General features: G+C 39.7%; 13 protein-coding genes. 4 read left to right on the top strand and 9 right to left on the bottom strand.

Annotation, left to right across the window (positions count from 1 at the left end; all coding sequences use genetic code 11):
- Positions 1 to 13: 13 nt before the first annotated feature.
- Positions 14 to 847 (bottom strand): flagellin, encoded by an 834-nt coding sequence (locus tag ACQKN4_RS00785; protein ID WP_427482133.1) that lies wholly within the window; start codon positions 845 to 847, stop codon positions 14 to 16.
- A 361-nt stretch (positions 848 to 1,208) separates the two neighbouring features.
- On the bottom strand, positions 1,209 to 1,682 hold the full coding sequence (locus ACQKN4_RS00780; RefSeq protein WP_427481693.1) for a transcriptional regulator: 474 nt from the start codon (positions 1,680 to 1,682) through the stop codon (positions 1,209 to 1,211).
- A 198-nt stretch (positions 1,683 to 1,880) separates the two neighbouring features.
- Here ACQKN4_RS00780 and ACQKN4_RS00775 point away from each other — a divergent pair, with 198 nt between their 5' ends.
- Positions 1,881 to 3,455 (top strand): hypothetical protein, encoded by a 1,575-nt coding sequence (locus tag ACQKN4_RS00775; protein ID WP_427481691.1) that lies wholly within the window; start codon positions 1,881 to 1,883, stop codon positions 3,453 to 3,455.
- On the top strand, positions 3,452 to 6,214 hold the full coding sequence (locus ACQKN4_RS00770; RefSeq protein WP_427481689.1) for a DEAD/DEAH box helicase: 2,763 nt from the start codon (positions 3,452 to 3,454) through the stop codon (positions 6,212 to 6,214). Before ACQKN4_RS00775 ends, ACQKN4_RS00770 begins: the two co-directional genes overlap by 4 nt.
- 256 nt (positions 6,215 to 6,470) lie before the next feature.
- Here ACQKN4_RS00770 and ACQKN4_RS00765 read toward each other — a convergent pair whose 3' ends face one another.
- On the bottom strand, positions 6,471 to 6,902 hold the full coding sequence (locus tag ACQKN4_RS00765) for a single-stranded DNA-binding protein (protein ID WP_079559429.1): 432 nt from the start codon (positions 6,900 to 6,902) through the stop codon (positions 6,471 to 6,473).
- Between the two features lie 309 nt (positions 6,903 to 7,211).
- Between ACQKN4_RS00765 and ACQKN4_RS00760 the strand changes: the two genes are divergently transcribed.
- Positions 7,212 to 7,637 carry a YwpF family protein gene (locus tag ACQKN4_RS00760; RefSeq protein WP_079559428.1) on the top strand — a complete coding sequence of 142 codons (426 nt, stop codon included), beginning with the start codon at positions 7,212 to 7,214 and terminating at the stop codon, positions 7,635 to 7,637.
- Positions 7,638 to 7,738: 101 nt separating this feature from the next.
- The gene (locus ACQKN4_RS00755; protein ID WP_427481686.1) at positions 7,739 to 8,719 is read left to right on the top strand and encodes a nuclease-related domain-containing protein; all 981 of its coding nucleotides are present in this window, start codon (positions 7,739 to 7,741) and stop codon (positions 8,717 to 8,719) included.
- 776 nt (positions 8,720 to 9,495) lie between these two features.
- Here ACQKN4_RS00755 and ACQKN4_RS00750 read toward each other — a convergent pair.
- The 6 genes from ACQKN4_RS00750 to ACQKN4_RS00725 all read right to left on the bottom strand — a co-directional run bounded on the left by ACQKN4_RS00750 (position 9,496) and on the right by ACQKN4_RS00725 (position 13,200).
- Positions 9,496 to 9,846 (bottom strand): hypothetical protein, encoded by a 351-nt coding sequence (locus ACQKN4_RS00750; protein ID WP_240518155.1) that lies wholly within the window; start codon positions 9,844 to 9,846, stop codon positions 9,496 to 9,498.
- 109 nt (positions 9,847 to 9,955) lie between these two features.
- Positions 9,956 to 10,339 (bottom strand): hypothetical protein, encoded by a 384-nt coding sequence (locus ACQKN4_RS00745; protein ID WP_079559426.1) that lies wholly within the window; start codon positions 10,337 to 10,339, stop codon positions 9,956 to 9,958.
- 189 nt (positions 10,340 to 10,528) lie between these two features.
- On the bottom strand, positions 10,529 to 10,972 hold the full coding sequence (gene fabZ / locus ACQKN4_RS00740; RefSeq protein ID WP_079559425.1) for a 3-hydroxyacyl-ACP dehydratase FabZ: 444 nt from the start codon (positions 10,970 to 10,972) through the stop codon (positions 10,529 to 10,531).
- A gap of 198 nt (positions 10,973 to 11,170) precedes the next feature.
- Positions 11,171 to 11,455: a DNA-directed RNA polymerase subunit beta gene (locus tag ACQKN4_RS00735; protein ID WP_079559424.1), complete on the bottom strand. Its 285-nt coding sequence runs from the start codon at positions 11,453 to 11,455 to the stop codon at positions 11,171 to 11,173.
- A 47-nt stretch (positions 11,456 to 11,502) separates the two neighbouring features.
- A complete protein-coding gene (locus tag ACQKN4_RS00730; protein ID WP_079559423.1) occupies positions 11,503 to 12,342 on the bottom strand; it encodes a flagellar hook-basal body protein in 840 nt (279 codons plus the stop codon).
- A gap of 24 nt (positions 12,343 to 12,366) precedes the next feature.
- Positions 12,367 to 13,200 (bottom strand): flagellar hook-basal body protein, encoded by an 834-nt coding sequence (locus ACQKN4_RS00725; RefSeq protein WP_079559422.1) that lies wholly within the window; start codon positions 13,198 to 13,200, stop codon positions 12,367 to 12,369.
- Between the last annotated feature and the right edge of the window lie 11 nt (positions 13,201 to 13,211).

The following is a 13,211-nucleotide window of genomic DNA, read 5'->3' as shown; positions in this document are numbered from 1 at the left end:
AAATTGAAATTCATCATTTTTTTTGGAACTCTAACAATTTTAAAATGGATTGAGCCTGCTGCATATGCATCGATAGTACATATTGACTTGCCTGCATTAGAATTTGCGCCTTCACCATATTCATCATTTCTTTGGCGATATCTGCATCACGAATGCGAGATTCCGCATCTTGTAAGTTTTCTGCCGTGTTTACGTTCGCATTATAAGCATGCTCTAGACGATTTTGATAGGCACCTAGTCTTGAGCGCTCGCTTGATACACGCTTTAAAGCCTCGTCCATTGAGGAAATAGCTTTATCAGCATCCTCACGAGTTGCAATAGATGACGTATCGTCCAAGCCTAGTGCTCCAGCACCCATGTCGTTAATATACAGCCCGATGCTTTGACCTGAATTGGCACCCGCCTGAATTTTAATACCGTTCGTAGCATAATCCCCATTTAGCAATGTCTTAGTATTAAACTCCGTATCCTTCGAAATACGCTGAATTTCTTTTTTTAATTCCTGATATTCCAAATCGAGTTTCTCCCGATCACTATCCGTTAATGTATCATTGGCTGCCTCGACTGCAAGCTCCCGCATGCGCTGAATCATATCATGTGTTTCATTCAATGCTCCCTCTGCTGTTTGAACAAGTGAAATACCATCCTGGATATTCTTCGCGCCCATGTTCAAACCACGAATTTGCGCACGCATTTTTTCAGAAATCGCAAGCCCCGCTGGATCATCAGCTGCACTATTAATACGGTACCCAGAAGAAATTCGAAGCATTGCCTTACTCATTGCCCCGTAATGTCTATTCATATTATTTAAAATGGACATCCCCGTTGCTGACCACTTCCCAATCATCATTTCACCACCCCCTATTGTTAAGTATATCGGTCTTTGTGACATTCTCTTTAACTCATTTTGGTAATCGTTTCTAATTTAGTAAGCCCTATATAGTAATAGCTTCTCATCCGCTTTTATGATTTCAACTTTAGACCCATATCGATTTTGCCTTGGCGTAATTGTGTCCGCACCATTCATGTCATTTAACATCCGTTTGGGCTTAAGGGAAACAGTGGTTTTTGTGCGAAAGCGTAGCGACAGTATCCGTAGGAACCACATCCTTTTTCACCTCATCACCTTCAGAGGCGACAGTCTTTCTGAAGATAAAAGCACCCACTTCTCTTATATAGAAAGGGTGCTTACATAAAATACCGTGTATTCAATTTTCGAAACCTCCGAGTTGATGGTTCTTTTGTTGTAGTAGTTCAAAAAAGAGCTCTTTATTATGATCTAGTAATGCCTGATCGATTAAATAATCAATGTTTTTCTGCTCCAATTCTGTAATGAGCTGATCTACTTCGCCAACAGTCACTGAAGATACAAGCGGTAACTGAGGCTTCGGCGTAGCGTTTTCAAGAATCGGTGCTAGATGATCATGAACATTTGTAATTAATAATAATTGATATAATGGCAGTCGGATAAAACGATTCCCTTTCTGGAAAACAAACACCTCAGATATATTTTCAATTTGCTGTGTATTCAAGTTGATAATCATCTCTTTACCTTCAATGGGAATGAAATGGAAAATCTCATTCTCTTTTAATATAGAGAAATATTGATAAGCAAATACTAGACGCAATTTATCTCCAGTAATCTTCGTGTAAAATGGCTTCATATATTGAACTTGCATCATCCTTCATCCCTCCCTATTTATCTGATTATTCAGATTTTAACACAAATAAATTATCTTGTTAACTATCTTCTCCTTGATTTTTTTCTTTCAAATCATTCGGCTTATCATGGACGCATTTTAATCGTATAATGGAAGGACAGTCTTTTTTTCTTTATACTTACATGCCCACTAGCTATACATTTTGAAAGGAGTGAGGTTATGGCATTGTCTATTGCCCAATTAGCTAAGGAACACCAAGAATTTATCCTTGCCAAATTACAGGAAGCTGAACAGGCGTTACATCCTTCCTCTACTGAAGACGAAGAGCTAGTGCGTCGTGCTGTTTTTTCAGTGCGGAACAAATCAGTTGTCTTTGAACGTTTTAATGGAGCGAGTTCTATATTATATGCAAGCGTACAGGATGTCAGACCTGCTTCTGTAGAAATTGATTTTGCCAAAGAGGAGTTGAGCTGTAACTGTCCTCAGCTAAAATGGTGCAGACATCAAGTTGGCGCATTGCTTGCCCTCTATCAGTATTTTGATTCTGTACAAAATTGGTCAAGCACTTGGCGTGCGCAAAAATCAGTGCAATTAAAATCATTAGCAGATGAACGAAGTCCAGAAAGCTGGAAATTGATGGTTGATGAAGTCATGAAACGTTTATTACCACCTGGGCGTATTTTAGAAGGGTATGGCCTTTCTGCTATACGGACGGATGCACTAGAGCGACTTCAACGACATATGCCATTTGAGCGCGAGTGGCAGCCACTTTATAAGCTTTTTATGGAGTTATCGATCTTTAATACAATATGGCGTCATTTAAATGAGACAAAAGGACATTCGTTGGATTCTCCTTATATGAAATATTTTATTGATCAAAGTGTCCAATCATTCGAAAGTATTTTAACCGAGCTAACGGGTCGATCACGACTTTTTGCCACTGACCCATTCTATGATGCGATTCAGGAATTAGTTAGGAAGTTTTTATTGGAACGACAAGGATTGTTTGCGGATCGACTACAAATTTATATGCTACTTTGGGCAGTGCTTTTTTATGAAAAGCCACGACGCGAACAGGAATTAGCACTTATAAATAACCTTGAGAATCCTTCATCTGAGATTTCCTTGCAGTCCTTACAACTGCTATTTTATGTACTGCTACAAAAAGAAAGTTTATTACAAGAAAGAATTGCTCAAATTGATGTACAACAAATGCAGGACCTTTTTGAACTAGCTACCTTTGCAAAACGCGCTGGTGAATCACTTGCACAAACTATTATTTTACGTGCGATGCTACCATTTACCGAAGTCTTTTTACAGCAAACTGTACCAGTTGTAAAGCGAGCTCAATACGTACGTCAATTCCAGCTTTTATACGAAGACATACAGCTTACAGAGGAAGAGGAAGCTACATTATATAGTGCATTTGGTGTTTACGGGCTTCAACCATTTTCGTTCTTTCTTATTAAAAAAGGACGCTATCGTGACTGGGCAGCCCTTCATCAGCTAAACCTCTCCTCCCTTTCCTATTTAGAAATGTGTGGATTAAAGGATGTGCTTCAAGTTGCTCCTGCAACAGTATTGCCCTTATATCATCTATATGCCATGGCTGAAATTACACAAAAATCACGTATGAACTATAAGCAGGCTGTACGAATTTGGAAAAGTATGCGCAGTGCAGCAAAGCGTGCTGGTAAAACTGCTTATTTCGAAACATATATGCAAACCATTCGTGCAGAGTATAAACGACTCCGTGCATTACAAGAAGAAATTGAGAAAGGAAACTTAGTATGATGACTATAAATGCTCCTTCCCCGTTTTCAAAAAAATTACAGCTTCGTATTCATGCTGCACAGGAAGGATATTTTACGTTACAGGGATTTACTGCTGATGGTGCAGCAATGGACGCAGACTCCCTCATTTCTTCATTATTTTTTAACTATGAAGCGAATGTCTATGGGATATTAACCAATCGTTCAGAGCTCACTATTGAAGTTTCAACTTCTGAGCTCCTTGATATTTTTTCACAGCGTTATCTACATCCTTTTATTGAATGGCAAGGTGTAAACACTGAAAGTCAGGTGTTGCTAGAAAAAGCATCTGCTTTACAAACGTATTGGCAAGAACCATCGCTCTGGTCACATGCAGTTATTGCAGATGATTTTTCATCGCTAACATTTCCTCTGGACGGTGTTGAAACATCTTTATTAGAAACAGCCGTTCAGCAAAAACTGGCACAAGCAGGTCTTATACTGTCTGATTTACCAAAGTTAGTGCCATTTTTCTTACGTGGTGGCTGGCCATTAGACCAGGAACGACAAGCAGGTGCAGTTAAAGTCTCCCTACGCTTAAGTGAGCCTGAGGAAGATTCAGATGTGTGGCTTTTAGAAACAGTACTGAGCACGGCTACAGCTAAGAACTACTGGACGCCTGCTATGCGAAAGCAGTCACTACCAATCGCTGATGCTCTACCAGCAAAATGGGAAATGTATGCTGAAGCTATTGAACAACAACAAGGTCAAATTGTAGATCTTCTTTCTATTGAAGATGTAAGTAACGATATTTTCATCCGTATTATGCTTGAGGATTTACAAGTTCGAACATTTTTACGTGAAGATTTAGCAAGGTTACAGGCACTCGGCTTTGACGTAGTATTACCGGCTTGGCTTAAAGATTTAAAACAGTCAAAAATGCGTGTTCGTGTAAGTACTGGCAATGTATCGACAAAGAAGGTTGCTGGACTAGATGATATCTTAACATTTAAATGGCAGTTTTCTATGAACGGACAGTCCATTTCACCTGAACAATTTAAAAAGCTTGTGGAAGAGAAACGCGAATTCATTCGTATAGGTACTGAATGGTTTAGAGTCGATGCAAACTGGATGCAAGAGATGCGTACATTGATGCAGCAAGCAGAAGATGAAAGCTGGACTGTTCGCGAATTACTATTTCGTGAGCTACCAGAGGATTTATCCTTACCTCTTGAAGAAGAGGATGCCGATGATGAAATGCGGGATGACCCGATTTTTGCATTTGAATTGCAACAATCACTTAAATCTTATATGGAGCAGCTTCAAGAGAAAAAAGGACTTCCTACAGTACCCGTTCCTACACCTTTACAGGCTGAATTGCGCCCTTATCAACATGAAGGCTTCGAATGGCTTGTCTTCATGCGCGAACAAGGCTTTGGTGCGTGTCTAGCGGATGATATGGGTCTTGGTAAAACGGTTCAGCTTATTTCATATTTGCTGTATCTTTATGAATCAACTGAGGATACAAAGCCAGCCATCATTATTTGTCCTACTTCAGTGTTAGGCAACTGGCAAAAGGAACTTGCCCGTTTTGCTCCATCGTTGATTGTGCATACGCATTATCAGGCGAATAGAGCAAAGGAGGATGCTTTTAAACAGCTAGTAGAAAGAGAAAAACCACATGTGATTTTATCTACTTACGGTACCGTATCTCAAGATGCTGAGTTTTTACAGGAAGTAGAATGGGCAACGGTTGTACTGGATGAAGCTCAAAATATTAAAAATATGCAAACGCTCCAATCAAGAGCTATTCGTAAATTAAATGGGAAGCATCATATTGCTTTAACAGGTACGCCGGTGGAAAACCGTTTATCTGAGCTATGGGCAATTTTTGACTTTATTCATAAAGGCTATTTAGGTAGCTTCGGTCGCTTTAACGAAGAATTTATTTTACCGGTAGAACGAGATGAGTCTGAGTCACATAAACAGAAGTTACGTACAAAAATTCAACCGTTTTTACTTCGTCGTACTAAACGTGACCCACACTTACAGCTTAACTTACCAGATAAACAAGAGTCTCATGATTATTGCCCATTAACGACTGAGCAAGCCTCTCTATATGAAGGATATATATTAGAGACACTCGATCAGCTTGAGCAATTAACAGGCTTTCAAAAAAAGGGACGCGTCTTAAAGATGCTCAGTAAGCTAAAGCAATTATGTAATCATCCTGCCTTGTATTTAAAAGAACCTTTCGAGGATGCAGAATCAATGCTGACTCGTTCTACGAAATTAGAACGTATCGTGCAAATGGCTACAGAAATTGTGGACAACCGCGAGCAATGCCTCATTTTTACTCAATATATTGGAATGGGACAATTACTACAGCATTGTTTTAGCGAACTATATAATATTGACGCACCGTTCTTAACAGGTGCCATGCCTAAGCAGCAGCGCGACCGCTTAGTAGAGGCTTTTCAGGCAGGAGATTTCCCAATATTTATCCTTTCCTTAAAAGCAGGGGGTACAGGCCTAAATTTAACAGCTGCAAATCATGTTTTACACGCAGATCGATGGTGGAATCCAGCCGTTGAAAATCAAGCAACAGACCGTGCATATCGAATTGGTCAAACACAATTCGTGCAAGTGCATAAGTTTGTGACTATTGGTACGATCGAAGAGAAAATCGATAAAATGCTAGCTCAGAAATCTGCATTATCAGAAGAACTAATTCAATCAAGCAAGTGGTTAACTGAGTTAGAAGATGATGAACTTCGTGATTTAATGACACTCGATTTCTAAAGATTTATATATGTGCGCCAAGAGCAAAACGTTCTTGGCGCTCTTTTTTTCAGCGGACATTGCTTGTTACTTCTTCCCTACTTACTTCATATTAATATTTAGTTGTGTGTGTTTAAGGCTCATTGCTGAGCGGTCTTCAGCAATGAACTACATTATGAAAGGTATACATCATTCCTCTCTAAATTGATTGATTACGGTGCAAGTATAGAAGGAAAATGGCGGATCAGACAGCTTGCACTTGCCCCGTATGTACCATTCAAGACTGCGATACTACTGGTAATTGTACTTCAACATCAGGTAGTACAAAATCGGTTAAGCCATCCTGCTCATCAGGTGGCTTTGGCAACACAATAGCCCCATCACGGTCCCTTGGCTTAAGCTGATAAAATCGGACATCTTCTACGACTACTTCTGTTATATAAACCTTTGTGCTGTTTTCATTTAAAAACGATCTCGATTGAATACGACCATTTGCCCCAATTAATGAGCCTTTTCCGCAATATTTAACGATATTCTCTGCCAGCCTTCCCCAAACTGAACAAAGAATAAAGTCAGCATCCACTTCCCCACGACTGTTTTTGTAATTGCGATTAATGGCTAGTGAAAAATGTGTTTGCACGCGATTTTCAGATAAGTGTCGTAACACTGGATCCTTAGTTAACCTTCCGACCAGTCCGACTTGGTTCATTGATTCACCTCCTTTGCTGTTGATTGCTCTCATCATACAAAAATTAATTCCGCATTGGCAAAAGTCGATTTTTATCATTTCCTTCAGTTTTTAATCATAAATTGGGTAAATTGAGGCTTTTACTTTTCAAGTATTGAATGATTTTTCTAGCTGAATGCTTTTCCCTGTAGTTGCAAATGCTAATTGTTGAAATGTACAATTTCGCAGTTTTTATTGATTGCGCAAAAAGCTGTATGGACCCTCCCATAAACAGGGCTAATTGAATATGTTATACTAAAAATGATGACCGACTTAGGAGGATATTACATAATGAAAACGTTTAAAATGCTTTCCTTTGACCTTGTCACAAAAGAGGGCAAGCAACCTTTCCCTTTAGTCGATGGTATTATTATTAACCAGGAAAATAGCCATCAATCTTGGATTCTTGAACTGTTTATGGACCGACAATATCGTTCAACTTTTGATGAACTTTTAGCGAATGCTACTGTCTTTAATGTACGTGCAGTTATTTCATTTCCAGATAATGAGCCTGCTCCTTTCCAGGTTGCCGTACATACAGTTCAAGAAATTGGCGAGCACATCTCTGTCCTGCTAAAAGGAAAGCTCAAGATAAAACGCTCGAAATATGCTGAGCAATTGCTTGCCGAGTTGCTAGCTGAGGGTGTCACTTTAGATAAGTTATTGGACCGCTTCTCACACGATATGAAAGAACGACCAAAACTAAAAAATGATTGAACTTCATTTAACGATGCAAATGTTTGCATCGTTATTTTTTATTGGACAAGTATAAATTTTAGGGTACAATACGATGTAAAAATTAGAGGAGGTAACTATACTTGACTATTGCTATTAGGAAAAAGCCCGTAAAATTACTGTGGCTTGAGGCTTTAAAGCGGCGGTTGTTCGATGAGGACCCTGATTTTGATTATTATAATGAGCAATTTCGCCGATTCGATGCCGGTTTTGCTGGTGAAAGGAGAGTTGACCGCGAATGGCTTGAATTAATATGTCCCTATACTTTTTTAGTATTACATAATTTAATTTTAATTAATTCTGCACAGCATTCGTATCAACTCGATACACTCTTCATTTGCGGGCATTTTATGCTAGTGGTTGAAATTAAAAATATTAACGGACGCCTTGATTTTGACGAATCTACTCATCAATGTATTCGTACAAAGTCAGATGGTACTGTTGAAGGATTTCCAAATGCACTTACGCAGACCCAACGACATATGCAATTTCTTAAAGTTATTTGTCAAAACTATTCTCTCCCCATTGAGGGCGCAGTTGTTATTTCTAACCCCTCCGCTATCATTGCAAGTCATCCAAACACAATCCCTATTTTCCATGTTTCAGGACTTCAAAAACATCTTCATTCCCTGTTTCAAAAATATACACGAACTATTTTAAGCGAAGAACAGCTAACACAAATAGCTCAACAACTTCTCAGTCGACATCAGCCATCGAAGATTCCAGCTTCTATTGATTCTTCACGATTCCGCCAAGGCGTGCTTTGCCCGAAATGCCAATACAAATCCCAAATGCATTATGCTCGTGGGATTTGGAAATGTTCATACTGTTACTATGCAAGCGAAGAAATTTTCGCTGAAGCCTTACAAGATTATCGATACTTAGTTAGACCGACCATTACCAACAAACAGTTACGTGAATTTTTCAATATTCAATCCAGTGATGCTGCCAATCGTTTACTTAAAAAATTTCATTTTCCCTATACAGGTTCTTATAAAAATCGCGTTTACCAATTACCTGAGAATTTAGTGGACTATATGAAGCCGTTTTTCCGTTCTTCTTGAGGGGGTGCGTGTGGGAGATGGTTTTGCTTCCGCTTTGTGAGGGTTCGCGGGTATTCGCTTTCCTTCCGCGGGTATTTACTCCTCTTCCGCGGGTATTCACCCCTTCCGCGGGTATTTACTTCCCTTCCGCGGGTATTCGCTCCTCTTCCGCGGGTATTCACTCCTTACGCGGATATTCGCTTCTCTTCCGCGGGTATTCGCTTCTCTTCCGCGGGTATTCGCTTCCCTTCCGCGGGTATTCGCTTCCCTTCCGCGGGTATTCACTCCTCTTCCGCGGGTATTCACTTCCCTTCCGCGGGTATTTTACTCCTCTTCCGCGGGTATGCGTTCCTTCCGCGGGTATTCGCGTCCCTTCCGCGGGTATTCACCCCTTCCGCGGGTATTCGCTTCTCTTCCGCGGGTATTCGCTTCTCTTCCGCGGGTATTCGCTTCTCTTCCACGGGTATTCACTCCTCTTCCGCGGGTATTCACCCCTTCCACGGGTATTCGCTCCTCTTCCGCGGGTATTCGCTTCTCTTCCGCGGGTATTCGCTTCTCTTCCGCGGGTATTCGCTTCTCTTCCGCGGGTATTCGCTTCTCTTCCGCGGGTATTCACTCCTCTTCCGCGGGTATTCACTCCTCTTCCGCGGGTATTCACCCCTTCCGCGGGTATTCACTTCCCTTCCGCGGGTATTCACTCACCCCTCAGCGTATATCACTCCCCCTCAGCGTATATCACTCCCTCCCCGAAAATATAAAAAAGAGTGTTCCATTGATTGGAAACACTCTTTTTCAAATTATCGAGTAACTTTCTCTTCGACGATCTTTTCTTTAACTTCACCAGTAGTATGTGTTCCTGGTGTAGTTGTTGTTCCCGGTGTTACAGTACCTGGTGTTGTAGTTCCTGGTACTGTCGTTGTACCTGGTGTTGTAGCTTCTGGAAGAACAGTGTTACGGTTATTAACGTTACGGTCGTAAACGTCATTTCGTCTGTTCGGCTCTACTACGTCTTCTACTCGGTCAACACCACGGCGAACGTCTTCTTTAACGTTCTCCACTGGTCTTGTTTCTACAGCTCTATTTCCCCAGTTACAACCTCCAAGGAATAATGCAGCAAGAATAATTGCCAAAAATGACATTCTCCACATATGAAAAAACCTCCTTCCTCCGGTGCTATGTCATCAAATACAATGTGTGTATTTGTGATCCTACATAGATTGCCCGGGAAAGGAGGGAACTATCCGATTTTTTTACAAACTATTTTTGTTTTTCTTTTAACAATTGTTCAATGTATGCTGCTTCTGCTTTACAGTTGTAGCTATAATTTGTACCTAGCTCTTTTTGCAAGGCCTCAATTGTTTCAATTTGTTTAGCTGTTGGTTCTTCATTTAAAATTTTTGCTATTACTTCGTCGATTTTCTGCGCCATCTCTTCATGGAATTCAGTATTCATCAAAACATCTGCTGGGATTTTTTCGATCCATGCGGCATTTTCTTGAAAATAAGTTTGCCAGCTAGCAATGAAGTCTTCCATAGAAAAACGCTCCTCTTTCCAATCAATACTTGCTAAGTATGATTCAAAAGATGTTGAAATCGAACGCGTAATGCTAATTTTAACACCTGAAGACAATTCCTTATACATCTATATAATCCTCCTACGTTTTAAAAACAAAACTACATGTATTATTCACAATCACATATAGCGCCATTGCATTTTTATAAAATACCGTGATTTCTTTAACTGCACTCCCTATAGTAAACTATTAGAAGATTAACAGTTAAGACAATTTTCGATATAATTATTTTAAATCTTTTAGCCTATAATTGCAAATTACACCTGTTTTGGTTGTGCAGGTCCAATAGCGAATAAAATATCCGCTTCACATACTAGTTCCCCATCAACTGTTGCCACACCGTGACCTTTGCCCATAACTCCACGTAGTTTCACGAACTCAACTTCTAATCGAAGTTGATCTCCCGGTACTACTTGTCGCTTAAAACGACAGTTATCAATACCCGTTAAGAAAGCTAGACGACCTTTGAATTCCTCTGCATTTAATAATGCTACGCCACCTACTTGTGCTAATGCCTCTACAATTAAAACCCCAGGCATTACTGGATAGCCAGGGAAATGTCCATTAAAAAAGTCCTCGTTCATAGAGACATTTTTTAAACCGACTGCACGCTTACCTTCTTCTAATTCAACGATACGATCAACGAATAAAAAAGGATAACGATGTGGTAAAATTGCTTGAATTTGTTCTGCTGTTAACATTTCTTTTCCCCCTCGAATGCTTAATATCAATTTCGCCTTGGCGTAAATGTAGCTGTCGCTACAGATAAACAATGTGTCCCGATTTTAAAGGTACAAAAAAATCTGTGACATCCGCCAGAGACTATAATCTTCATTAAGTAAATGTTATAAACCATTACATAAATAATTATGTAAAACAAAGTATGGTAAAGAATATTATTATTCTTTACCATTCATAATATCAAATATATGCTGCCATGTTTCTGGTTTGAAAACGTCCATGGCTTTACCTTGTCCAATTACACTATAGCCAATTATTGTACCTAAAATTGCGGCAACAACAACTAAGATGATAATAAGTACAACGCGTAGCCAAATCGGAATCAGCCGTATTTGCACCCATCGAACCTCTCGTTGCTCTCCATTTGAGCCGTGTTCCTTCTCTTCTGGTGGCGTATCGGTTTCTTTTGATTGCATAGAACCTCGACTTGAATCGTTTGTCATAAATTGTACTCCTCTTCATTCCTTACTAAACAGTAATTATGGATTTACTATCGAATACCATTAATGAGCCCAAGCATTTGATCTGCTAAAGTGACAGCTCTTGCATTGAATTGATAAGAACGCTGTGTTTGAATTAAATCCGTCATTTCCTTTGAAAGATTTACATTCGACATTTCTAGCACACCGTTCTGCATACCAATTTGCTGACGATTTGCACCTTGTAAATTAGTGACAACTTCAGCTTGCGTATATCCTAACTGAGCTAGGTTATTCGGCAATCCAACATAGGATCCAGAAATGTCCTCCATAAGCTGAGGCTTTTGGAACTCTGTCACCCCTACATTAGTACGAATAAAATCTCCATTTGGATATGATGCCTCTAATACGCCCCCATCACGAATTGCGAAACTTTTTACATTATCCGGTAATGTAATAGCTTGCCCGTTTTCGTTTGCTAATGGATATCCATCTGCAGTTACAACCATTACTGTTCCATTATTTAATGGTGATAAATAAAAGTCACCTTGACGAGTATACACTGTTTTTGTGCCATTTTCACCATCTGGCATTAAAATATTGAAATATTGTTTTGGTTTTGTAAAAGCTAAATCAAGATCTCGACTTGTTGTTTGTAGAGAACCTTGTTTTTGATTAGATTGGATTTGCCCAAGCATTGCACCTGAACCGTAACGGATACCAACAGGTGATTGTCGATCAGCACGATCTAGCTTGTCATTGTTAAACTGCTGATAAAGCAATTCATTAAATGTAGCTTCTTTTGATTTATAGCCCTGTGTATTACTATTGGCAATGTTATTACTAATTGTATCTAGTCTATTTTGTAATTGCCCCATTGTGTTTGTTGCAGTCATCATTGTACGTAGCATGATCAAACGCCTCCTGTTCGCCTATTAAACTTTCCCGATTTCATTAGCAGCTTTTTCCATACTGCGATCATAAGCTTGTAACACTTTTTGGTTAGCCTCGAAAGCGCGATATGCTGTCATTAAATCGGTCATTGTGCGACTAGAATCAACGTTTGAGCCCTCTAGATAATTTTGACGCAGTGTAAAGGATACGCCATTGGCACCGTAGGCTGTTGGTAAGTTCTCACCGTTTTCTGTTCGAATTAAACCATTATCCTGTTTACGTAGCATGTTCGGATTCGTTGCATATGATACGCCAACACGAGCTACTTGCTGATCATTAACGTAAATTGCACCGTTCTCATCTAAGCGGAAATCATCATTCTGTAGCTGAATGCGTTGGCCTCTGTCTGATAACACATACAGTCCTTGTGGATTTACTAAATAGCCTTGACCATCTAATGTGAAATTCCCGTTGCGTGTATATGCTTCTCCGCCTTCTGGATGTGCTAAACGGAAGAAAATAGATCCGGTAGTACCATCTTCATTTTGCGGTAAGTTTCCATCAATCAAAGCCATATCTGTCGTGAAATCAGTGCTATAGATTTGGCCTTGTATGTAATTTGGCAATGTTTCTTGCATATAAATCCCTGTATTTAATGCACCAACTTGGCTCATATATTGAGAACCTGCTTGCTGATTAGCAGGTGCATTCGTTTTTCCTACACTTGACATGAGCATGTCAGGAAATGACCGAATTGTTGATTGGTCTGCTTTAAATCCTGGTGTATTCGCATTTGATAAATTATTAGTTAGTAATTCTGTTCGTCTTTGTTGTGCAATCATACCAGTTGCAACTGTATAAAACCCTTTAAACAAAGGACTCACCT

The organism is Lysinibacillus sp. NPDC093692 (assembly GCF_050280125.1).
GTDB lineage: Bacteria > Bacillota > Bacilli > Bacillales_A > Planococcaceae > Lysinibacillus.
This window is presented reverse-complemented; position numbering and strand designations above follow the sequence as displayed.